The following is a 21,603-nucleotide window of genomic DNA, read 5'->3' as shown; positions in this document are numbered from 1 at the left end:
AACGACAGAGAATGACCGGACCAAACCTCAAATTTTCGCGCGGCGAATATGCGGATCGCCTCGCCAAGACGCGGCGCGCCATGGAAGCCAAGGGCGTCGATCTGCTGATCGTCAGCGATCCGTCCAACATGGCTTGGCTGACCGGTTACGACGGCTGGTCGTTCTACGTGCATCAAGCGGTCATCGTGCCGCCGCAGGGCGAGCCGGTCTGGTACGGTCGCGGGCAGGATGCCAACGGCGCCAAGCGCACCGCCTATTTAGCACACGACAACATCGTCGGTTACGCCGATCATTATGTGCAGTCGACCGAGCGCCATCCGATGGACTTTTTGTCCGAGACGCTTGCATCGCGCGGCTGGGACAAGCTCACCATCGGCGTCGAGATGGACAATTACTGGTTTTCGGCTGCTGCCTACGCTGCGTTGCAGAAGCATCTGCCGAATGCGCGTTTTGTCGACACGACAGCGCTGGTGAACTGGCAGCGCGCGGTCAAGAGCGCGCAGGAGATCGACTATATGCGCAAGGCCGGGCGCATCGTCGAAGCCATGCACCAACGCATCGTCGACAAGATCGAGGTCGGCATGCGCAAATGCGATCTGGTTGCCGAGATCTATGATGCCGGCACGCGCGGTGTTGATGGCATTGGCGGCGACTATCCGGCGATCGTGCCGCTGCTGCCGTCGGGCGTCGATGCGTCTGCGCCGCATCTGACCTGGGACGACAAGCCGATGAAGAGCGGCGAGGGCACCTTCTTCGAGATCGCCGGCTGCTACAATCGCTATCACCTGCCGCTGTCGCGCACCGTCTTTCTCGGCAAGCCGACGCAGGAATTCCTTGATGCCGAGAAGGCGACGCTGGAAGGCATGGAGGCTGGTCTAGCCGCTGCAAAGCCCGGCAATACCTGCGAGGACATCGCCAATGCCTTCTTCGCGGTGCTGAAGAAGTACGGCATCGTCAAGGACAACCGCACCGGCTACTCGATCGGCCTTTCCTATCCGCCGGATTGGGGCGAGCGCACGATGAGCCTGCGTCCCGGCGACAAGACCGAGCTGAAGCCCGGCATGACCTTTCATTTCATGACCGGCCTGTGGCTGGAAACGATGGGGCTGGAGATCACCGAAAGCATCCTGATCACCGAAACCGGCGTGGAGTGCCTGGCCAACGTGCCGCGCCAGCTTTTCGTGAAGGACTAAAGGTCGATGCTCATGGCAAATCAGCGCCCCTCACCAATCACGCCCACCGTCGATTTCGACAAGCCCGGCGTGCAGCACGGTTTCCTGCGGCTGCCCTACAGCCGGGACGATTCGGCCTGGGGCTCGGTGATGATCCCGCTGACGGTGGTGAAGAACGGCAGCGGGCCGACGGCGCTGCTGACCGGGGGCAACCATGGCGACGAATATGAGGGGCCGATCGCACTTTTCGACCTTGCCCGCACGCTCGATGTGAAAGATGTTTCCGGCACGGTCATCATCGTGCCGGCGATGAACTATCCGGCCTTCCGCGCCGGCACGCGCACATCGCCGATCGACAAGGGCAACATGAACCGCAGCTTTCCGGGGCGCCCGGACGGCACGGTGACGGAAAAGATCGCCGACTATTTCCAGCGCGAACTGCTGCCGCGCGCCGATGTCGTGCTCGACTTTCATTCGGGCGGCAAAACACTTGATTTCGTTCCGTTCTGCGCCGCCCACATCCTTCCCGACAAGAAGCAGGAAGAACAGGCATTTGCTGCCGTAAAGGCGTTCTCAGCGCCTTTCTCCATGCGCATGCTGGAGATCGATGCGGTCGGCATGTACGACACCGCCGCCGAGGAAATGGGCAAGATCTTCGTCACGACCGAGCTGGGCGGCGGCGGCACGTCGCGCGCCGAAACCGTACGCATCGCCAAACGCGGCACGCTCAATGTGTTGCGCCATGCCGGCATCGTTGCCGGTGCGGTCGACAGCCAGCCAACGCAATGGCTCGACATGCCGTCAGGCGATTGTTTTTCCTTCGCGCAAGACGAAGGCATGATCGAGCCTGTTGTCGATCTGGGCGACGCGGTCGAGGCAGGGCAGGTGGTCGCCCGCATCTATCCGGTTGGACGCACCGGGCAGGCGCCGGCTGAAATCAAGGCCGGGCTTTCGGGCATCCTCACGGCCCGGCATTTCCCCGGTCTGGTCAAGCCTGGCGATTGCGCGGCAGTGGTCGCCGTGCCGGTCGATTGATCATCGTGCCGGTCGATTGATCATATCGCAACGCTCCTTCCCGCCTCAGCCGTTGGCGGGAAGCTGTGACACGATAGCGAATCCGCACGCCCCATACTTTTCATCGGCACCGAGACGTGTTACCAGCCCGTGCCAATCCTGAAAGGGAAAGAAAGAGTCTGCGCAGCTCATACGAGCCAGCGCTGGCTTAACGCATCAAGGGCTGGCCATGGCAAAAATCATAGAAACCGCGACGGGCGCGACGGCGCTTACTTTTGACGACGTGCTCCTGCAGCCCGGCCATTCGGAAGTCATGCCGGGTGAGACGGACGTCCGCACCGTCATTGCCGGCGACATAGAACTCAACATTCCGATCCTTTCCGCGGCCATGGATACCGTGACCGACTCACGGCTGGCCATTGCCATGGCCCAGGCCGGCGGCATCGGCGTCATCCACCGCAATTTCACGCCTGCCGAGCAGGCCGAGCAGGTACGCCAGGTCAAGAAGTTCGAGTCCGGCATGGTTGTGAACCCTGTCACGATCGGGCCGGATGCGACGCTGGCCGATGCGCAGACGCTGATGCGCAATCATGGCATCTCCGGCATTCCGGTCGTCGAGAATGGCGGCTCGGGCGGGCAGATCGTTGGCCGGCTTGTCGGCATCCTGACCAATCGCGACGTGCGCTTCGCCACCGATCCCGCTCAGAAAGTCTATGAGCTGATGACGCGGGAAAACCTGATCACGGTCAAGGAGAACGTCGACCAGACCGAGGCCAAGCGGCTGCTGCACCAGCACCGCATCGAGAAGCTGGTTGTGGTCGACAAGGCCGGCAACTGCGTCGGCCTTATCACCGTCAAGGATATCGAGAAGTCGCAGCTCAACCCGAACGCCACCAAGGATTCGCAGGGCCGCCTGCGCGCTGCCGCTGCAACCAGCGTCGGCGAGGACGGTTTCGAGCGCGCCGAACGCCTGATCGATGCCGGCGTTGACCTGCTCGTCATCGATACCGCGCACGGCCATTCGCAGCGCGTTCTCGACGCCGTCACTCGCGCAAAGAAGCTGTCGAACTCGGTGCGCATCATGGCCGGCAACGTGGCGACGGCGGCGGGAACGCAGGCGCTGATCGATGCCGGCGCGGATGCCGTCAAGGTCGGCATCGGGCCGGGCTCGATCTGCACGACGCGCATCGTCGCTGGCGTCGGCGTTCCGCAATTGTCGGCCATCATGTCGGCTGTCGAGACGGCGCATAAATCCGGCGTGTCGGTCATCGCCGATGGCGGCATCAAATATTCCGGCGACCTGGCCAAGGCGCTGGCCGCTGGCGCCAGTGCTGCGATGGTCGGCTCGCTGCTGGCCGGCACGGACGAAAGCCCCGGCGAGGTCTATCTCTATCAGGGCCGCTCGTTCAAAGCCTATCGCGGCATGGGTTCGGTCGGCGCCATGGCGCGCGGCTCGGCCGATCGCTACTTCCAGGCGGAAGTGCGCGACACGCTGAAGCTGGTTCCCGAAGGCATCGAAGGTCAGGTGCCGTACAAGGGCCCGGTCTCGGGCGTGCTGCATCAGCTTGCCGGCGGCCTCAAGGCTGCGATGGGCTATGTCGGCGGCCGCGATCTTGCAGACTTCCGCGAGCGCGCCACCTTCGTGCGCATCTCCAATGCGGGCCTGCGTGAAAGCCACACCCATGACGTGACGATCACGCGCGAAAGCCCGAACTACCCCGGCGGCTTCTGAAGCTGATGGTTGCCAGACTGGCACGGCATGCCGGGGCGCTCTGCGTTGCCTCGGCATGTGTATTTGCCGCAATGGTCCTGCTGGAATTCTTCTATTTCCGCAGTCTGAGCGGTGGGCTGCCGTCGCTCGACATGCGCTATTTCGGTTTCACGCCGGATGAAGGCATGGAGTGGCTGACAGCGCTGGGGCGGCGCGGCAGCGAGAACATCCTCGTCTGGCACTATCTGACATTCGATCTTCTGTTCCCGGCATTGCTGTCGGTGACGCTGGTCGCCCTGATTCTGGCTGCGGGAAACCGGCTTCGGCGTTTTTCGGCCCTGTCCGAAAACGCACGCTCGAGTTTCGCGCTCGGCCTGGTGCTGCCCTACACGGTTGCAGACTATGCTCAGAATATTGCGGTTGCGCGGGTACTATCGGACCCGGTTGCAGCCAATCCGGATACGCTCTCGCTGGCCTCTGGGCTGATCGTCGCGAAATTCGCGCTCGGCGCAATTCCGATCATCGTCATTGTGGCACTGGTCCTGGCAGGCCAAAGGGAAAGCTGAGAAAGCCAGAGCGGTTCAGCTTCTGGTCGAAACGCCGAACCGCTCTAAGTATCTGTTTTTACGCAATCCTGGACGCAAAACCGCTACACAGTTTTCCTGGAATTGCTCCGGGTGGGAGGCCAACCATGAATCCGACGGCAATCTTCTGGCCGGTCATTGCCCATGTGGTGCTGGTCTACATCGTCTATGCGGTCGTGGGTAAGCGGCGTTACCATGCGGTGCAGTCGGGCGAGGCGAAGACCTCGCAATTCCGTGGCCGCACGGACGAACCGTCAAGCAGCGCCACCGCCTCGAACAATTTGATGAACCAGTTCGAGCTTCCGGTCCTGTTTCACGTCGTTTGCCTGGCGCTGTTCGTTACCAGCGGCGTCGCCTATGTGCCGGTGGCACTGGCTTGGCTTTTCGCCATTTCACGCTATGTGCACGCCTGGGTGCATCTGACGGGCAATCGCATTCGCTATCGTCAGCCGGCGTTCTCGCTCGGCTTCCTCGCGCTGGCCGCGCTCTGGATCTGGTTTGGGCTGCATCTGCTGGCAGTGGTTTGAAAGTGCCGGCAGGGCGCTCTATTTGTTTTCGAACACCGTAATCTTCTTGTTTTCGAATTTGAGCGCCAGTTCGCCGCGAACCAGGCGCACGGCGATGTCGCCGAACACCTCGCGCCGCCAGCCGTGCATGGCCGGCACGTCGGCTTCTTCGCCATCCGCGGCGAGACGGTCGATGTCATCGCTCGAGGCAAGGACCTTGGCAGCCACGCCTTCCTTTTCGGCCACTTGCCGCAGCAGCACCTTGAGCAGTTCGGCAGCCGCACTGGTGCCTTCGGGCGCCTGGACGACCTTGGGCAACCGCGGCATCTGTTCCTTGGGAATGCCGAGCGCGCTGTTGACGATTTCAAGCAGCGTCGTTGCGGTGGAGGAGCGTTCCCAGCCTTTCGGCACGGTGCGCAGGCGCGACAGCGCCGTTGCGTCGCGCGGCTGCTGCTGCGCGATCTCGTAGATGGCGTCATCCTTCAGCACGCGCCCGCGCGGCACGTTGCGTTCGCGCGCCTCGCGCTCGCGCCATGCGGCAACCGCCTGCACCACGGCAAGCTCGACGGGCTTGCGCAGGCGCATCTTAAGGCGCTTCCAGGCATCGTCTGGGTGCGGATCGTAGGTTTCGCGGGAGGTCAGCACCTCCATTTCCTCGTTCAGCCAGTGAGCGCGGTTGTCGCGATCGAGCTGCGCCTGGAGGTGCTGGTAGACGTCGATCAGATGGGTGACGTCGGCCAGCGCGTAGGTGAGCTGCTTTTCCGACAGCGGCCGGTGGCGCCAGTCGGTGAAGCGCGAGGACTTGTCGAGATGCGTGCCGGTGATCTTCTGCACGAGCTGGTCGTAGGAGACGCTGTCGCCGAAGCCGCACACCATCGCCGCCACCTGGGTGTCGAACACCGGGTGGGGGATAAGCCCGCCGAGGTGGAAGATGATTTCGATGTCCTGCCGGGCGGCGTGGAAAACCTTGATCACTGCCTCGTTCGCCATCAGCGCGAAAAACGGCTTCAGGTCGATATCAGGCGACAGCGGATCAACCAGCGCGGTGACGCCGGGAGCGGCCATCTGGATCAGGCAGAGTTCCGGCCAGAAGGTGGTTTCGCGGATGAACTCGGTATCGACGGTTACGAAAGCGGATTTTTCGAGCGCCGCGACGGCAGTTTCAAGTTCTTGCTGGGTCGTTATGACGTGCATGAAATTTCTTTGACCTAAAAAGCAACGTCATTTCCTTTCAGTCCCAGACGCTTTCGTCAAGCGTCGAGGCTCATTCGTCCTTACCCGATTTGGCTGAATCGCCGGTCCGGCGGGCAAGCCGGGCAAAAATCGTCGACGTGCGCAAAAGAGCCGTGAAGCGGCCGCGATGATTGGCTGGCACGGGTGAGCGCACGCCCATCCTGTAAAGCGTGATCAATATGAAAATCGCATAGATCGCCGCCATGAAGGTGAAAAGCGAATGCGGGCCGAAATATTGCATCACCGTTGACGCAGCCAGCGGACCGCCGATGGCGCCGAAGGAATAGAAAAGCATCAGCGCGGCATTGACCAGAACGAACTCGCCCTTGCCGGCGCGGTCGTTGGCGTGTGCGGCCGAAAGCGAAAACAGCGGCATGGCGAAGGAGCCGAAGACGAAGACGAAGGCGAAATTGGCGATGACGGTGCTTCCGGCCAGGAACACGATGGCCAGCGCCGACAGCATCGCGCAGCAGGTGGTCAGAAGCAGCACCTTGCGCCGGTCCCAGCGGTCCGAGAGATAGCCGAGCGGATACTGGATCAGCGCACCGCCGATGATGCCGACGCTGATGAAGGTGACGACGTCGGCCACCGACATGCCTATCTGCTCGGCATAGACGGGCGACAGCGTTCGGAACGCGCTGTTGGTAACGCCGACGGCGATGCAACCGATGCAGCCGAGCGGCGAGATGCGCCAGACCCTGGCCAGATCGAGCTTCACGTCTTCCGGCGGTTTCGGGTTCGAGCGGTCGCCCAGCGATACCGGAACCAGCGACAGCGTGATCATGATCGACATGATGGCGAAGATGGTGAAACCACCGGCGCCGAAGACGGGAATCATGAACTGCGCACCGGTGACGGAGCCGATGTCGATGATGCGGTAGAGCGCCAGCACGCGGGCGCGGTCGTGATTCTGCACGCCGGAGTTCAGCCAGCTCTCCATGATCGTGAACAGGCCGGCAAAGCAGAAGCCTGTTGCGAAGCGAATGGCCGACCACATGATTGGATCGATGACCAGGACGAGCATCAGCGTTCCGGCCGAGGCGATGGCCGCCAGCGCCGAGAAGGAGCGGACATGGCCGACCGCCTTCATGATGCGGGTTATGGCGATGCAGCCGAGCAGGAAGCCGGCAAAATAGGATGTGCCCATGAAGCCGATGGTCGAGGCGGAAAAGCCTTCCTGGGCGCCGCGCAGCGCAATGAGCGTGCCCTGGAGGCCGTTGCCGCCGAGGAGGATGCCGGCGGCAATGAGCAGGGGTATCAGCGGGCGTATGGAAGACATCAGGCTTTCAGTCTGGCAATGAAGCGTCAGTAGTGAACCATCGCCCTGGCGATTGCCAGCGGCAAACCCGACAGCCATTGGACCAAAACGCGGCATTGCCTTGACAAAACCGGGCTCGCATGCGCTTTTCGCGCGAATTTTGGAGCCGGCGGCAAAAATGCGCCGGCCTGATCACGCCAACATCCCGGACCGGAAATTTGACCATGCACCGTTACCGCAGCCATACCTGCGCTCAGTTGAGGAAATCCGACGTCGGATCGAGCGTCCGCCTTTCCGGCTGGGTCCATCGCGTCCGCGACCATGGCGGCCTGCTGTTCATCGACATACGCGACCACTACGGCCTGACGCAGATCGTCGCCGACCCGGATTCGCCGGCCTTCAAGATCGCCGAGACGGTTCGCGGCGAATGGGTCATCCGCGTCGACGGCGAGGTCAAGGCGCGCATGGCCGAGACGGTCAACGCCAACCTGCCGACCGGCGAGATCGAGGTTTTCGCCCGCGAGATCGAGGTTCTTTCGGCGGCCAAGGAATTGCCGCTGCCGGTGTTCGGCGAGCCGGACTATCCGGAAGACATCCGGCTGAAGTACCGCTTCATCGACCTGCGCCGCGACACGCTGCACCGGAATATCGTCCAGCGCACCAAGATCATCGCCGAAATGCGCAAGCGCATGGGCGAATCGGGCTTCACCGAATATTCGACGCCGATCCTGACCGCTTCGAGCCCGGAAGGCGCGCGCGACTTCCTGGTGCCGAGCCGCATTCATCCCGGCAATTTCTATGCGCTGCCGCAGGCGCCGCAGCAGTATAAGCAGCTGATCATGGTGTCGGGCTTTGACCGCTATTTCCAGATCGCGCCCTGCTTCCGCGATGAAGACCCGCGCGCCGACCGCCTGCCGGGCGAATTCTACCAGCTCGACCTCGAAATGAGCTTTGTCGAGCAGGACGACGTTCTGGCGACGATGGAACCGGTCATGCGCGGCGTCTTCGAGACCTTCGCCAACGGCAAGCCGGTGACGCAGGAATTCCCGCGCATTCCTTACGATGTCGCGATGCGCAAATATGGTTCGGACAAGCCTGACCTGCGCAACCCGATCGTCATGGACAATGTCTCCGAGCATTTCCGCGGTTCGGGCTTCAAGGTGTTCGCCGGCATTCTGGCAAACGATGCGAAGGCCGAAGTCTGGGGCATTCCGGCTAAGACCGGCGGCTCCCGCGCTTTCTGCGACCGCATGAACTCCTGGGCGCAGGGCGAAGGCCAGCCGGGTCTCGGCTATATCTTCTGGCGCAAGGAAGGCGACAAGCTCGAGGGCGCCGGCCCGATCGCCAAGAACATCGGCGAGGAACGCACCGAAGCCATTCGCCAGCAGCTTGGCCTTGAGGATGGCGACGCGGCCTTCTTCGTTGCCGGCGATCCGAAAAAATTCGTCTCCTTCGCAGGCGCTGCCCGCACGCGCGCCGGTGAGGAGCTGAACCTCGTGGACCGCGACCGTTTCGAGCTGTGCTGGATCGTTGATTTCCCGTTCTTCGAATGGAACGAGGACGAGAAGCGCATCGACTTCGCGCACAACCCATTCTCCATGCCGCAGGGCGGCATCGACGCGCTGAACGGCGCCGAGCCGCTCGGCATCAAGGCGTTCCAGTACGACATGGTCTGCAACGGCTTCGAGATCGCCTCTGGCGGCATCCGCAACCACCTGCCGGAAACGATGGTGAAAGCCTTCGAGATGGTTGGCCTGGATCGCCAGACGGTCGAGGATCGCTTCGGCGGCCTCTACCGCGCCTTCCAGTATGGCGCGCCGCCGCATGGCGGCATGGCAGCCGGCATCGATCGCGTGGTCATGCTGCTGGTCGGTGCGAAGAACCTGCGCGAGGTGACGATGTTCCCGATGAACCAGCAGGCCTTCGACCTGTTGATGGGCGCGCCGTCGCCGGCAACGCCGCAGCAACTCCGCGAACTGGAATTGCGCCCGGCCGCGCCTAAGAAAGAAGCTTAAGCTGGCGGGTTAATCTATTCATTCGACTCAGCAAAAAGCCCGGCATCGCTGCCGGGCTTTTTCGTTTCCGATCGGGTTGAAACGGCGAATTACTCGTTAGCCGTTACGGTGACGCCGAGCGTCTTGGGCAGCTCCGTCGGCGCCGACATTGCGCCGGCAGCGATCATCGCGAACGGCACAGGCGAGGCGGGGGCAGCGGCGATCTCCAGGCTCTTCGGATCATCGAGGAACTTGTTGACGGCAGCCGTGATCTGGCCGGACAGCTCGGGGTTGTTAAGCTGGGCGGTCAGGAAGGGAACGATCGCCTTTGCCTGGTTGGCGATATCCTTCGGCTGCATGCTCTGCTGCTTGGCGACATATGCGAGAACCTTGCCGGTCAGCGAATCGTCGTCGAAGCGGATGTTGGCGCCATGGAAGGTGAGCTGCTGCATCAGGCCGAGCATGGCGAGGCCCTGCGCCGAATTGTCGGCGCCGGCCGGCTGATCGGCCATCTTCTTCTGCATGTCCTGAAGCGATTTGACGAAGGCCAGCGTGTAGCCGCCGAAGTCGAACTTCATGCCGAGCGTGCCGGCATTATCGACCGTGATATCGTACTGCGACAGCGCCATGCGACCATCGGACGGCTGCCAGGAACCGGCCATTTCCAAGTTCCCGCTGAGGTTCTGGTAACCGAGGCCGTCGATGATGACTTTCGACTGGGGATCCTCGAGGGCCGTAAGGTCGGCCGTGAATTTTTCAGCGGAGCCGGTGAATTCCATCGGCTTGTCGTCCACCGGCGGGGTCACTTCGATGTTCATGTTGGCCAGCGAAAAGACCTGCTTGTCGGCAACCTTGATGCCGACGCTGTCGATCTGGGCGGAATCATACATCAGCAGCGATGCCAGCGGGTCGGCTGGATTCGCAGCCGGCAGTTTCACGCCGGAGAACGTCATGGCGCTGACGTCGATGACCGCCTTGTCTTCGGTGAGGTGGTATGGCTCGGTGCTCACCGTATCAACTTTGTAGCCGCCGTTTTCCTCGGTCACGCCTTCGAAAGTCAGCTTGCCGATCGGGAACGGTTCCTTTTCGCCCGGGGCGTTGAAGGTTACGCCGTCGAACACCATTTTGGAGGCGTCTCCGCTGACCGAGGACCAATTCAGGTCGACGCTCTGCGCGGCCAGCAATTCCTTGAAACGCGCGGCGACCGCATTGGCGTCCTGTGCGTAAGCGCCTTGCAGGGGCAGGGTGAACAGAATGGTGGAAAAAGCGAGTTTGTAAAAAAGCGGACGGTGGATCGTCATCATATTTTTCCTGAAACTGGAATGAATCCGTGCCGCCATTCCTGTCCGTGAAGAACCCGACCGGAAAATGGCAACTTCGGCACACCATGCTCAAAAATGCGTGCAAAAGGCAATTGGAAGATCGCTGCGCAATTGAAGGTTAGTATCAGCTAATAGGCGTGCGATTTCGAAAGTTCGGGGCTTGACCATCAGGCTCTTGCCGCGAATCACCCCTTCGGATAGTCGAAAGCCATGGGAAAAGGGCTCTTACCGCCAGGTGCCGGCGGCGGCGACAACATTGAACCGGTTGATCTGAAGAAGGCGCTGGAAGACCGTTATCTTTCATACGCGCTGTCGACCATCATGAACCGTGCTTTGCCGGATGTGCGCGACGGGCTGAAGCCCGTGCATCGCCGCATCATGCATGCAATGCGGCTGCTGCGGCTCAATCCCGACCAGGGTTTTGCCAAATGCGCGCGCATCGTCGGCGAGGTGATGGGTAAGTTCCACCCGCATGGCGACCAGTCGATCTACGACGCGCTGGTGCGCCTGGCGCAGGACTTTGCCGTCCGTTATCCGCTGGTCGACGGGCAGGGCAATTTCGGCAATATCGACGGCGATAATGCCGCCGCCATGCGCTACACCGAAGCGCGCATGACCGAGGTGTCGACAGCGCTTCTTGAAGGCATCACCGAGGATGCCGTCGACTATCGCCCAACCTACAATGAGGAAGACGAGGAGCCGGTCGTCCTGCCGGGTGCCTTCCCGAACCTTCTCGCCAACGGCTCGTCGGGCATCGCGGTGGGCATGGCGACCTCGATCCCGCCGCACAATGCCGCCGAGCTTTGCACGGCAGCCCTGCTTCTGATCGACAATCCCGGCGCGTCGGTCGAGGATCTGATGAGCAAGGAGCCCGGCGACGGGCTGGTGCAGGGACCGGACTTTCCGACAGGCGGCATCATCATCGACGACCGTGCGTCGATCCTCGATGCCTATGAGACAGGCCGCGGCGGCTTCCGCGTCCGTGCGCGCTATTCGGTAGAGGATCAGGGCCGCGGCACCTGGAACATCGTCGTCACCGAAATTCCCTATCAGGTGCAGAAGGCACGGCTGATCGAAAAGATCGCCGAACTGCTGATCGCCCGCAAACTGCCGCTGCTGGAAGACGTGCGCGACGAGAGCGCCGAGGACATTCGCCTCGTGCTGGTGCCGAAGAGCCGTTCTGTCGACCCGGCGCTGCTGATGGAATCGCTGTTCAAGCTCACAGAGCTCGAAAGCCGCTTCCCGCTCAACATGAACGTGCTGTCGCGCGGCAAGGTGCCGAACGTGCTGTCGTTGAAGACCATTCTTCAGGAGTGGCTGGAGCACCGCAAGGAAGTTCTGGTGCGCCGCTCGAAGCACCGCCTTGCCGAGATCGAACGCCGCCTGGAAATCCTCGCCGGCTATCTGATCGCCTATCTCAATCTCGACGAGGTGATCCGCATCATCCGCGAGGAGGACGAGCCCAAGCAGGTGATGATGGCCCGCTGGGCGCTCACCGACGTCCAGGCCGAAGCGATCCTCAACATGCGCTTGCGCGCCTTGCGCAAGCTGGAAGAAATCGAGATCCGCAAGGAATTCGACGGGCTCAGCGCCGAGAAATCGGAAATCGAGGCGCTGCTGGCGTCCGACGCCAAGCAGTGGAAGACGATAGCCTGGCAGGTCCACAAGGTTCGCCGCGACTTCGGCCCCGAAGAAAACGAAGCGCTCGGCAAGCGCCGCACCACCTTTGCCGAGGCGCCCGATCACGATCTGAGCGACATCCACCACGCCATGATCGAGAAGGAGCCGGTAACGGTCGTCGTCTCGGAAAAGGGCTGGCTGCGGGCGATGAAGGGTCACCTCAACGACCATTCGCTGTTCACCTTCAAGGAAGGCGACGGGCTGAAGCTCGCCTTCCATGCCCAGACGACGGACAAGATCCTTGTCTTCACCACCGGCGGCAAGTTCTACACCATCGGCGCCGACAGGCTGCCGGGCGGGCGCGGCCATGGCGAGCCGATCCGCATCATCGTCGACATGGACAACGACCAGGACATCGTCACCGCCTTCGTCCACGATCCCAAGCGCAGGCTGCTGCTCGTTTCGCACGACGGCAATGGCTTCGTGGTGCCGGAGGCCGAAGTCGTCGCCAACACCCGCAAGGGCAAGCAGGTGATGAACGTCAAGTCGCCGGACGAGGCCAAGCGCTGCGTGCCGGTGGCTGGCGATCATGTCGCAGTCGTCGGCGAAAACCGCAAGATGCTGGTGTTCCCGCTTTCCGAAATCCCGGAAATGACGCGCGGCAAGGGCGTTCGCCTGCAGCGCTACAAGGACGGCGGCGTGCTCGACATAAAGCTGTTTGCGATGGAGAACGGTCTGTCCTGGCAGGATTCGGCCGACCGCACCTTCGTGCGGACGCGCGAGGAACTGACCGAATGGCTGGGCAACCGCGCCGCCGCCGGCCGCATGGTGCCGAAGGGGTTCCCGCGTACCGGCAAATTCGGATAGGGCATATTGATCTTCAGGTGATGGCGGCCTGCGAACGGCAGTTTTCTGCGCTTCCGGTGCTCACGGACCAAAAAGTCCGCTCCGCGCCGGTTCTCGAAAGCTACCGTTCTCGGCTCGCCCTGACCCGAATCTCAACATACCCTGGAGTGTTAACCCGGAGCGCTGCAAACGGGCACACAGCGCCCTAGGCAGGCGGCGCGGCCTGCCAGCTTTCCGGCATTGTCTTTTCTTCCCACGCCTTTTGCCGGCGCGCGATCGGACCATATTGCTCCGACCATGCTATGAACGCCTTGAACACCGGTTTCAGGCCGTAGGCCGCTTCGGTGGCCTCATATTCCACGCGTGGCGGAACCACAGCATGGGCGGTGCGCTTGACCAGCCCGTCCGTCTCCAGATCGCGCAGTTGCTGCGCCAGCATATGCTGGGTGATGCCGGGGAGCGCCCGGCGCAATTCGCCGAAGCGATGGGTTTTATGGGCCAGCGCCCACATGATCTCGATTTTCCATTTGCCGGTCAAAGGCCGCATGGCTTCGATAAAGGGCAGGTAAGGCTGTTCGCCATCGCAGGCGTCTTCGCCCGCCGTTCCATTGTCTTGATTTTTCATCAGGTTCGGATTTTTCATTCTGTCGGCTGGCGCAAGCGCGGAAGATGGGTATTCGCCCAGAGAAAAGGAAGCCCGAGATTGATTGCGGCTGCCTGTCTCTTCTAACGTTTTGTTGAATTTATGACTGCCGGCGGCACGGTGTCGTGATGAATGGACGCCGTGGCGGCAGGGTGGAAGCATGCAAGTGCTTGACATTATTATTAACTAGTAGGTTAAATATAACTCGGCTGGACAGCGCTACGTTGTCCAGGCGGCCGTCACCGCGGGAGGCTGGCCAAGATGAGCAAGGACAGGATTTCACCCTGGGAACGCTTTCTGGCCGCGCGCAAGGCGAGCGCCGGGCTTCAGCGCCTCAAAGGAACACAGATGGACGATCTCGCCGGACATCTGCGGGATTATCGGCGTTTCTGGGGCGATAGCCTCGACCGACTGGGCGCCTATCTGCAGCAACTGAAGCGGAAATGATTGCGAGTTCCCGATCGGCGCGAGCGCGTCTCCGGACTTCAAGAAATTTTCGGACCCCTGTCGGGAGCCGCAATTCCCGTTCGTCCTTGGATTGGGCCCTGAGAGAGGCCGAGGACATCTGGAGAAATGAACATGCAATCCGCGATCCACACCGCCGAAACATCAGTCTCGAAGAACGCCTATCGGGCAGGGTGGGCAATCAGCGGCCTGCTCATCCTGTTCCTGGCTTTCGACGGGGCGATCAAGCTGGTGCCGCTCGACATTGTCACCCAGACCATGGGCGAACTCGGCTGGCCCACGACGGTATCCATGGCGCGCACGCTCGGCGTGCTGACGCTTGCCTGCACGATACTTTACGCAATTCCGCGCACCGCCGTGCTCGGCGCTATCCTGCTGACGGCCTATCTCGGCGGCGCGATCGCAACCCACGTACGCATCGGCAATCCGCTGTTTTCCCACACGCTGTTCGGCGTTTATCTCGGCGTCATGGCCTGGGGCGGGCTTTATCTGCGCGACGAGCGGCTGCGCGCATTGATACCGCTGGGGCGTTGAGGCGAAATCGGTGGGCCGGCCATAGGAATGTCACCCGGTCGGTCCATCATGCCCGGCATATGCGAGGCGAAGGGCATCAGAACCACCGGCAATCAATCGGTGGAAATCACAGGGAGAAGACCATGAAATCCAATACGTATCTCGCCTTCAACGGAACCTGCGAGGCCGCGTTCAAATTCTACGAGAAGGTGCTGGGCGGCAAGATCGTGATGATGATGCCGCATGCCGGCACGCCGGCGGAAGGCTATGTTCCGGCGGAATGGCGCGACAAGATCATGCATGCGCGCCTGACCTTCGGAGACGACCAGGTGCTGATGGGCTCGGACGCGCCGCCGCAATACAAAACCAAGATGGACGGGTTTTCGATATCGCTGCAATTCACCGACAAGGCGGAGGCCAAGCGGGTTTTCGACGCCCTTGCAGAGAAGGGCGAAGTCAAGCAGCCCTTCGAAAAGACCTTCTGGGCCGAGGGTTTCGGCATGCTGATAGACCAGTTCGGCACACCGTGGATGGTCAATTGCGAGGCGGCTGCCGCCTGACGATCAATTATGCCGGATGCCGAACCGCCAGTGCGGCTCGGCGCCGGCGCCCATCCTGAAGCTGCCAGAGCGAATGGACGACCAGCGTGACGATGAGGATCGTGCCGCCGATCATGCTGTTTCGGCTCGGGGCCTCGGCAAAGATCATCCAGATCCAGACAGGCGCCAGAATCGTCTCCAGCAGATAAAACATCGCCACTTCCGGGCCGGAAATGTATTTCGGTCCGTTGGCGAGGCAGAAGAACGCGATCGGCATGACCACCGCACCGTTGAGGATGATCCACCAGGGTGCGGCGACATTGATGCCGGTTTTCGACACCATCAGAACGGCTACCGCGAACGGGAACACCACGCCGACGAGCGAGGTGAAGCCCATATCCTTGCCGCTGGCGCGGGTGATGGTGATAGCGCCGGCGATGCAGAGCGTCGACAGCAGCGCCATGACGTTGCCGAACATCTGGCCGGTGCCGATCGAGTCGCCGACGATGATCAGCACGCCGAATATCATGAACAGCATGGCAATGAGCGTTGCCGGCCGCGGCCGCTCCTTCAGGAAAACCCACGACAGGAGTGCTGCAAACATCGTGTTGAAGGCGAGGATGAAGACGAGATTTGCGGTCGAGGTGTTGTAGACGGCGGTAATGAAGACGATCGATCCGAGGCCGTAGAGGGCGGCCACCGCCAGCCCGGCGCGGCCGGGAATGAGCTGCGGTGCTTTCGGGCTGAAGAAGCGCCATATCGCCCAGATGAGAAGAGCGGCGATCAGCGTCGTGCCGGTGCGCATGAACAGGATCGACCAGTGGTCGCCGTTGGCGAGCCTGATAAGGGGAATGTCGACGGTGAGCGTGAGACCGCCGAAAGCGGTCAGGGCGAGACCCTTCGCATGGTCGGAAAATTTTGCGGGCAAGGGGAACTACTCCGGAAAGGACGGGAACTGTTGCGCGGTTGCGTCCAAAAAGCCGATTAGACGGCTTCGTGCGCGTAGCGCTCCCAGCCTTTCGACCCCAGATGTTCCTGCGGCGTGAAACGGACCTTATAATTCATCTTGCGCGAGCCATTGACCCAGTAGCCGAGATAGACATGGGGCAGGCCCGCCGCGCGCGCCCGCGCAATATGATCGAGGATCATGAAGGTGCCGAGCGAGCGCTCGTCCATCTCCGGGTCGAAATAGGAGTAAACCATCGACAGGCCGTCGGCCATCTGGTCCGACAGGGCGACCGCGATCAGTTCGCCGTGACCATGGCCGGTGATGAAACTGTCCGGCCCGCGCCGCCGGTATTCGATGATCTTGGTGTTGACGTGGGTATCCTCGACCATCATCGCGTAATCGAGCACGGTCATGTCCGACATGCCGCCCTTGCGGTGGCGGGCATCAAGATATTTGCGGAAGAGGGAATACTGCTCGGTCGAGGGCTCGGCGTCGTGCATAGCGCCGACAAGGTCGGAATTGCGCTGAGTGACGCGCTTCATGTTCTTCGTAGGCTGGAACTCGTTGACGAGGATGCGCACCGACACGCAGGCCCGGCAGGTCTCGCAGGCAGGCCGATAGGCGATGTTCTGCGACCGGCGGAAACCGCCCTGCGTAAGTAGGTCGTTCATCTCCGGCGCTTTATCGCCGACAAGGTGCGTGAACACCTTTCGTTCGAACTGGCCGTCGATATAGGGGCACGGCGACGGCGCGGTCAGAAAGAATTGCGGCGACTGGGTAGTATGGTGCGTCATGGCACGTCGATTCAATTCCCACGAGTCGCTCTACCTTGGCGGCAGCCGCGAAAAATTCAACTGGATATTGATACCACCAGTCACCGCACAGTCACAAATCCGCGCAAGGGCTTATATTCGTCCACCCAAAAGCTGAAAACTTAGCGGTCGTCGCGCGTCACCACCGTGCCGAGCAGCAGGTCGTGGATGGTGCGCTTGCGCTCGGTGAAGAGCGAGGCGAGCAGGATGAGCGGCGTCAAAACGACATTGCCGGCCCAGAACAGCACGGTGTGGACGACTGCAAGCATGCCATCGATGGGCTTGCCGTCGAGGCGGTCGAGACGGATGCCCATCATGCGCATGCCGACCGTAGCCTGGTTCCGGCCGCCCAGTGTGTTCCAGACGTAAATGATAGCGACCATCGGAAACAGCACGCCGAACAGAGCCCAGCCGATGCCGAGCGTGATGACACCCAGAATCGCCACCAGGATAGCGAATGGGATCATCAGCAGGCCGATGATCAAATAGTCGATGCAGAAGGCAAAAACCCGGCGCGACAGCACGCCGTCATAGGCGCGAACGTCGTCAAGCCGCGTCGCAATGATTTCGCCGTCGAGAACACGTGTGTTCATGTTTTTCCAAAAAGCTCCGTTCCGGGAAAACCCGTTTCCCAAAACATGGTAATTGCCGGTCTGAATTCAAGAAGTCTTAGCGTCTATTGCTGGGACGCATCCTTTGCTTCCCTAAGTTTCGCAAGCTGGATCTGCGCCTGGTCCAGAACATGGCGCGTGATGTTGAGATAGATTCGGGAGCCTGCGCTTTCGAAGAATGGAATGACGCCGTTCGCCAGGGACACGCTCTCCTCGATCAACGGGATTCTTTCGGCGTCAGAAACGGAAGACAGATCGGCTGCCGCATAATGCTGAAGTGTACGCGCCAGCTTCATTTCCATGTAGCTGGTTTCCTCGACGTCGTTGGATTTGTGGGTGATCTTGAAGGCTTCGCGATGAAGTTCGAGCGCCCGCTTTATCTGGTCTTCGTTGCGCTCGAGTTCGCCAACCAGCAGGGTCGAATCGCCGAGATTGGCCATGTCTTCCCAACTGGCCTCGCCGCTGCGGTACTTCATGCTCAGCTGATAGGCCTGGGTATCGAACTGCATGGCCTTTTTCGCGTCGTCCAGCGCCTTGGTCTTGTCGGCGATCCGGCCATAGGCGGCGCCGAGGTGGCCGTAGATCGGCTCGAGCTCGTAGCCCAGCGTGTCCTTCTCGTATTTTTGCAGCCACGCCTCGAGCGGCGCGGCACCTTTCCTGACGTGGTCGGCGCCTCTTTCGGCGCTGATTTCACCGGCATATCCGAGTGTGCGGATGTAGTCCTTGGCGAAGTCGAGTTCGTCATTCTTGCTGGGACCCGCCTTGCGGCGATAGTTGCGCTCCAGCATTTCGGCGGCGCGCAACAGCAGCGCCTCGTCGGATTTCCACCGTCCGAGATCGGTCAAAGCCTGCATCAGCTTGTCGGGAACGTAGAGATTGCAATCCGTTCGGCCGGTGATGGGGCACAAGGCGATCTCTGCCTCGCCGCTTTCGACCTCCATGGCCGCGCCGAACAGAAATGAGGGCTGGTAGCCGGGAAAGGTGTTGCTGGCGAATTGCGCGACCCAGAACTTATCGAGAATTTCAGAAACCTGGTCTGGTGCATCCGCCGGGACTTCATCGAGTGCTGCCCGCAGCGCCGACAAAGCCAGTGTCACGCTTTTGTCTTTGCCGGCGTTGTCGCGGTCGGAAGTTGCCGTCGCAATCGTTGTGGCCAGTTCGACCAGTTGCCGGGGGCGATCTTCCGGTTTGGCGCTGGAAAGCGCCGCACAGGATGCTTCGGAGGTTTCCACAAACGCGTCGGCTGGCGGCGACAGTTTTTTCAACTCAGCGCAGAAACCGGCATCGCCCTCGTAGTGGAACGCGTCGAGCAACGGCGTCTTGAACCGGATCTCATGGCCGGATTTATCGCGGAAAACACGCTCAGTGACGGGATTGCTGTCGATCGGAACTATGGGAGGTGGAGGAACGAAGCGATTTTTGTTGATAGCCGCCGACGCGACATAAAGAACAACCGCCCCTAGAACGACCCATAGCAGAAGGCGGTCTTTCATCGATCGGATTCCGGTTTAAGCACGGCGGTTTTCGTCAGGGTGAGCCATATGAGAACGTCAGTCCTCCAATTCCTTGCCGATGGCGCGGAACAGGGAGATCGTTTCATATTCACGGTAGGTGCTCTCGTCATTGACCGTGCCATAGTCCGGGCTGGACGACAGCTTGACGATGACCAGCTTTTTCGCCGGATTGACGTAGACGAACTGGTTGTAGACGCCGATCGCGGCGAATTCGCCTTCCTCCCCGTCCATCAGCCACCATTGGTAGCCGTAACCGAAGAGGGAGTCGGATAGTCCGGTATCGCCGGGCTGGAGATGCGGGCCGTCAGCCGTCAAGGACGCTTTTACCCAGCCAGCCGGGACGACCTGCCGTCCTTGCCAGACGCCGCCATTGCGGAACAACTCGCCAAGCTTGGCGTAGTCGCGTGCGACGGCGTTCAACCCGGCAAATGCCATTTCCATTCCGGTCGAGTCGAGCAGCCATTGTCCGTCCGCTTCCATGCCAAGCGGGTGCCAGAGTTTTTCCTGCATGTAGTCTGCAATGGTTCGGCCGGTAGCTGCGACCAGCAGCATGCCGAGAACCTGCGTGTCGGTGCTGTTGTAGAGGTTGAACGTGCCGGATGCGCGGTCACGCGAGAGCGTGGCGGGGAAGGCGTCGAATGACCCACCCTGCGCGAAGATGGCGGCGAAGCGGTTTATGTCGGATTCAGGGTCGCTGTAATCTTCGTTCCATCTTGCGCCGGAGGACATCTGCAGGATGTCCTTGATCGGCACGCCGTCATAGGCGGAGCCGGCCAGCGCAGGCAGGTATGCGGTTATCGGCTCGCTGACATCACCGATGAACCCATCCTGTACCGCTATCCCGATCGCAGCCGACACGAAACTCTTGGCGACCGACATGGAAACCCATTTCGCTTCGTGTCCGCCCCACGGCGCGTAACGCTCGAAGCGGATCGCCCCATCCTCGATGACGAGAAGCGCCATCGTTTCCGTGAGCGACAGGAAATCCTCGACGCTTTTAGGAGGGCCGCCGTCATGAGAATATTGGTCGGGAAGTTGCAGCGGCCGACCTTCGGTGAAGCGGAACGGCGCTTGTGCTGCCGTCATCGTCGCGACAGGGAAGATGCTGTCCAATCGCTGGAAATTGTCGCGCTGGCTGGCGCCCGTAAAAAGGCTGGAAATGTAGTCGATACGGTTCATGCAGGGCCTATTGAGCGAAGCGAAGACGGGAAGTAGCACGCCGTCCTCTGCGCTTCACCCCTTCAGCATCTCCGCAACCTCCGGCGCGAAATAGGTCAGGATGCCGTCGCAGCCAGCGCGCTTGAAGGCGAGCAGGCTTTCCAGCATGGCTTTCTCGCCGTCGATCCAGCCGTTGGCGCTTGCGGCCTTGATCATCGAATATTCGCCCGACACCTGGTAGGCAAAGGTCGGCACCTGGAATTCGTCCTTCAGCCGGCGGATGATATCGAGATAGGGCAGGCCGGGCTTGACCATCAGCATGTCGGCGCCCTCGGCCAGATCCTGCTCGGCCTCGCGGATCGCCTCGTCGCTGTTGGCGTGGTCGATGTAATAGGTCTTCTTGTCGCCTTTCAGCAGTCCCTGCGTCCCGATGGCCTCGCGATAGGGGCCGTAGAAGGCCGAGGCGAACTTCGTCGCATAGGACATGATTGCCACGTCCTGAAAGCCGTTGGCGTCGAGCGCGTCGCGAATGGCGCCGATGCGGCCGTCCATCATGTCGGAAGGCGCGATGATGTCAGCGCCGGCGGCGGCCTGGAGGACGGCAGCGGCGGTGACCTGCTCCACAGTCTCGTCATTGACGATGATGCCGTCGCGCAGGATGCCGTCATGGCCATGGCTGGTGAAGGGGTCCAGCGCTGCGTCGGTGATGATGCCGATCTCGGGTACTGCCGCCTTTATGGCGCTGGTGGTGCGGTTGATGATGTTCTGCGGGTCGAGGATATGCGAGCCGGTCTGGTCGCGCAGGCTCATATCGACATTGGGGAAGGTGGCGATGGCCGGTATGCCGAGCTTGGCCGCACGCTCCGCCTCCTTGACTGCGAGATCGACCGACAGGCGGAAGACGCCGGGCATGGCGGGAATGGGCTCGCGCACATTCTTGCCGTCGATGACGAAGATCGGCCAGATCAGGTCATCCACCGTCAGATGGTTTTCCTGGACGAGACGGCGCGACCAGTCGGCCTTGCGCATGCGCCTCAGCCGTCTGCTGCCGGTGATCTCGTCAACGGTGCGCGCGCCGGCGGGCTTCAGGCGGGTCTGTCTGTTCATCGCATGATCTCCAGTTGCGCGTTTTTTAACAT

Annotated in this window: 20 protein-coding genes; 10 read left to right on the top strand and 10 right to left on the bottom strand. The window is 61.4% G+C overall.

All coding sequences use genetic code 11. The features are described from left to right. The first annotated feature begins 11 nt into the window (after positions 1–11). The 5 genes from doeA (at position 12) to DZG07_RS15405 (ending at position 5,008) form a co-directional block, all read left to right on the top strand. Entirely contained in the window at positions 12–1,193 is a 1,182-nt protein-coding gene (gene doeA, locus DZG07_RS15430; protein ID WP_119818380.1) for an ectoine hydrolase DoeA, read from the top strand. A 12-nt stretch (positions 1,194–1,205) separates the two neighbouring features. Next, positions 1,206–2,207, top strand: coding sequence for a N(2)-acetyl-L-2,4-diaminobutanoate deacetylase DoeB (gene doeB / locus DZG07_RS15425; protein ID WP_119821770.1), 1,002 nt, complete (start codon positions 1,206–1,208; stop codon positions 2,205–2,207). 208 nt (positions 2,208–2,415) lie between these two features. After that, the gene (gene guaB, locus DZG07_RS15420) at positions 2,416–3,918 is read left to right on the top strand and encodes an IMP dehydrogenase (protein ID WP_119818378.1); all 1,503 of its coding nucleotides are present in this window, start codon (positions 2,416–2,418) and stop codon (positions 3,916–3,918) included. Positions 3,919–3,923: 5 nt separating this feature from the next. Beyond that, complete coding sequence (locus DZG07_RS15415; RefSeq protein WP_091917827.1) at positions 3,924–4,463, top strand: hypothetical protein; 540 nt, start codon at positions 3,924–3,926, stop codon at positions 4,461–4,463. Positions 4,464–4,588: 125 nt separating this feature from the next. Next, positions 4,589–5,008 carry an MAPEG family protein gene (locus DZG07_RS15405; protein ID WP_091917826.1) on the top strand — a complete coding sequence of 140 codons (420 nt, stop codon included), beginning with the start codon at positions 4,589–4,591 and terminating at the stop codon, positions 5,006–5,008. Positions 5,009–5,026: 18 nt separating this feature from the next. On the opposite strand, the gene rnd is transcribed toward DZG07_RS15405, so the two are convergent. Then, positions 5,027–6,181: a ribonuclease D gene (rnd, locus tag DZG07_RS15400; RefSeq protein ID WP_119818372.1), complete on the bottom strand. Its 1,155-nt coding sequence runs from the start codon at positions 6,179–6,181 to the stop codon at positions 5,027–5,029. Positions 6,182–6,251: 70 nt separating this feature from the next. Beyond that, positions 6,252–7,499: an MFS transporter gene (locus DZG07_RS15395; protein WP_091917856.1), complete on the bottom strand. Its 1,248-nt coding sequence runs from the start codon at positions 7,497–7,499 to the stop codon at positions 6,252–6,254. A 203-nt stretch (positions 7,500–7,702) separates the two neighbouring features. Here DZG07_RS15395 and aspS point away from each other — a divergent pair, with 203 nt between their 5' ends. Further along, positions 7,703–9,493, top strand: a complete 1,791-nt coding sequence (gene aspS / locus DZG07_RS15390) for an aspartate--tRNA ligase (RefSeq protein WP_162931633.1) — start codon at positions 7,703–7,705, stop codon at positions 9,491–9,493. An 89-nt stretch (positions 9,494–9,582) separates the two neighbouring features. Here the strand turns inward: aspS and DZG07_RS15385 are convergent, their stop codons facing one another. After that, the gene (locus DZG07_RS15385) at positions 9,583–10,773 is read right to left on the bottom strand and encodes a hypothetical protein (protein WP_119821766.1); all 1,191 of its coding nucleotides are present in this window, start codon (positions 10,771–10,773) and stop codon (positions 9,583–9,585) included. Positions 10,774–11,004: 231 nt separating this feature from the next. On the opposite strand from DZG07_RS15385, the gene parC reads away from it, so the two are divergent. Continuing rightward, positions 11,005–13,281, top strand: a complete 2,277-nt coding sequence (gene parC / locus DZG07_RS15380) for a DNA topoisomerase IV subunit A (RefSeq protein WP_119818369.1) — start codon at positions 11,005–11,007, stop codon at positions 13,279–13,281. Between the two features lie 184 nt (positions 13,282–13,465). Here parC and DZG07_RS15375 read toward each other — a convergent pair whose 3' ends face one another. Continuing rightward, complete coding sequence (locus tag DZG07_RS15375; protein ID WP_244538037.1) at positions 13,466–13,807, bottom strand: helix-turn-helix domain-containing protein; 342 nt, start codon at positions 13,805–13,807, stop codon at positions 13,466–13,468. A gap of 357 nt (positions 13,808–14,164) precedes the next feature. Between DZG07_RS15375 and DZG07_RS23895 the strand changes: the two genes are divergently transcribed. The 3 genes from DZG07_RS23895 to DZG07_RS15360 all read left to right on the top strand — a co-directional run bounded on the left by DZG07_RS23895 (position 14,165) and on the right by DZG07_RS15360 (position 15,441). Further along, complete coding sequence (locus tag DZG07_RS23895; RefSeq protein ID WP_091917823.1) at positions 14,165–14,350, top strand: hypothetical protein; 186 nt, start codon at positions 14,165–14,167, stop codon at positions 14,348–14,350. A gap of 132 nt (positions 14,351–14,482) precedes the next feature. After that, entirely contained in the window at positions 14,483–14,902 is a 420-nt protein-coding gene (locus tag DZG07_RS15365) for a DoxX family protein (RefSeq protein WP_119821764.1), read from the top strand. A 122-nt stretch (positions 14,903–15,024) separates the two neighbouring features. Next, positions 15,025–15,441 carry a VOC family protein gene (locus DZG07_RS15360; RefSeq protein WP_091917822.1) on the top strand — a complete coding sequence of 139 codons (417 nt, stop codon included), beginning with the start codon at positions 15,025–15,027 and terminating at the stop codon, positions 15,439–15,441. Positions 15,442–15,448: 7 nt separating this feature from the next. Here DZG07_RS15360 and DZG07_RS15355 read toward each other — a convergent pair whose 3' ends face one another. The 6 genes from DZG07_RS15355 to hemB form a co-directional block, all read right to left on the bottom strand. Continuing rightward, entirely contained in the window at positions 15,449–16,348 is a 900-nt protein-coding gene (locus DZG07_RS15355) for a DMT family transporter (protein ID WP_119818363.1), read from the bottom strand. A 56-nt stretch (positions 16,349–16,404) separates the two neighbouring features. Further along, the gene (locus tag DZG07_RS15350) at positions 16,405–17,163 is read right to left on the bottom strand and encodes an arginyltransferase (RefSeq protein WP_091917820.1); all 759 of its coding nucleotides are present in this window, start codon (positions 17,161–17,163) and stop codon (positions 16,405–16,407) included. 140 nt (positions 17,164–17,303) lie between these two features. Further along, positions 17,304–17,774, bottom strand: coding sequence for an RDD family protein (locus DZG07_RS15345; protein ID WP_119818360.1), 471 nt, complete (start codon positions 17,772–17,774; stop codon positions 17,304–17,306). 83 nt (positions 17,775–17,857) lie between these two features. Beyond that, entirely contained in the window at positions 17,858–19,285 is a 1,428-nt protein-coding gene (locus DZG07_RS15340; RefSeq protein ID WP_119818358.1) for a hypothetical protein, read from the bottom strand. A 57-nt stretch (positions 19,286–19,342) separates the two neighbouring features. Then, positions 19,343–20,485 carry a serine hydrolase domain-containing protein gene (locus DZG07_RS15335; protein WP_119818355.1) on the bottom strand — a complete coding sequence of 381 codons (1,143 nt, stop codon included), beginning with the start codon at positions 20,483–20,485 and terminating at the stop codon, positions 19,343–19,345. A gap of 54 nt (positions 20,486–20,539) precedes the next feature. After that, positions 20,540–21,571 carry a porphobilinogen synthase gene (hemB, locus tag DZG07_RS15330; protein ID WP_119818352.1) on the bottom strand — a complete coding sequence of 344 codons (1,032 nt, stop codon included), beginning with the start codon at positions 21,569–21,571 and terminating at the stop codon, positions 20,540–20,542. Positions 21,572–21,603 lie beyond the last annotated feature (32 nt).

The sequence above is a fragment of the Mesorhizobium sp. DCY119 genome (assembly GCF_003590645.1).
Classification (GTDB): domain Bacteria; phylum Pseudomonadota; class Alphaproteobacteria; order Rhizobiales; family Rhizobiaceae; genus Mesorhizobium_M.
The sequence above is the reverse complement of the archived record's forward strand: the minus strand, read 5'-3'. Positions and strand labels throughout refer to the sequence as shown.

Bases quoted from the DNA above. Each gene is read 5' to 3' on its own strand.
- DZG07_RS23895 (WP_091917823.1), top strand. From the start codon at position 14,165: ATGAGCAAGGACAGGATTTCACCCTGGGAACGCTTTCTGGCCGCGCGC.
- DZG07_RS15395 (WP_091917856.1), bottom strand. From the start codon at position 7,499: ATGTCTTCCATACGCCCGCTGATACCCCTGCTCATTGCCGCCGGCATC.
- DZG07_RS15415 (WP_091917827.1), top strand. From the start codon at position 3,924: ATGGTTGCCAGACTGGCACGGCATGCCGGGGCGCTCTGCGTTGCCTCG.
- DZG07_RS15375 (WP_244538037.1), bottom strand. From the start codon at position 13,807: ATGCGGCCTTTGACCGGCAAATGGAAAATCGAGATCATGTGGGCGCTG.
- DZG07_RS15360 (WP_091917822.1), top strand. From the start codon at position 15,025: ATGAAATCCAATACGTATCTCGCCTTCAACGGAACCTGCGAGGCCGCG.
- DZG07_RS15335 (WP_119818355.1), bottom strand. From the start codon at position 20,485: ATGAACCGTATCGACTACATTTCCAGCCTTTTTACGGGCGCCAGCCAG.
- DZG07_RS15365 (WP_119821764.1), top strand. From the start codon at position 14,483: ATGCAATCCGCGATCCACACCGCCGAAACATCAGTCTCGAAGAACGCC.
- DZG07_RS15385 (WP_119821766.1), bottom strand. From the start codon at position 10,773: ATGACGATCCACCGTCCGCTTTTTTACAAACTCGCTTTTTCCACCATT.
- rnd (WP_119818372.1), bottom strand. From the start codon at position 6,181: ATGCACGTCATAACGACCCAGCAAGAACTTGAAACTGCCGTCGCGGCG.
- hemB (WP_119818352.1), bottom strand. From the start codon at position 21,571: ATGAACAGACAGACCCGCCTGAAGCCCGCCGGCGCGCGCACCGTTGAC.
- DZG07_RS15340 (WP_119818358.1), bottom strand. From the start codon at position 19,285: ATGAAAGACCGCCTTCTGCTATGGGTCGTTCTAGGGGCGGTTGTTCTT.
- doeB (WP_119821770.1), top strand. From the start codon at position 1,206: ATGGCAAATCAGCGCCCCTCACCAATCACGCCCACCGTCGATTTCGAC.
- DZG07_RS15345 (WP_119818360.1), bottom strand. From the start codon at position 17,774: ATGAACACACGTGTTCTCGACGGCGAAATCATTGCGACGCGGCTTGAC.
- doeA (WP_119818380.1), top strand. From the start codon at position 12: ATGACCGGACCAAACCTCAAATTTTCGCGCGGCGAATATGCGGATCGC.
- guaB (WP_119818378.1), top strand. From the start codon at position 2,416: ATGGCAAAAATCATAGAAACCGCGACGGGCGCGACGGCGCTTACTTTT.
- DZG07_RS15350 (WP_091917820.1), bottom strand. From the start codon at position 17,163: ATGACGCACCATACTACCCAGTCGCCGCAATTCTTTCTGACCGCGCCG.
- DZG07_RS15405 (WP_091917826.1), top strand. From the start codon at position 4,589: ATGAATCCGACGGCAATCTTCTGGCCGGTCATTGCCCATGTGGTGCTG.
- parC (WP_119818369.1), top strand. From the start codon at position 11,005: ATGGGAAAAGGGCTCTTACCGCCAGGTGCCGGCGGCGGCGACAACATT.
- aspS (WP_162931633.1), top strand. From the start codon at position 7,703: ATGCACCGTTACCGCAGCCATACCTGCGCTCAGTTGAGGAAATCCGAC.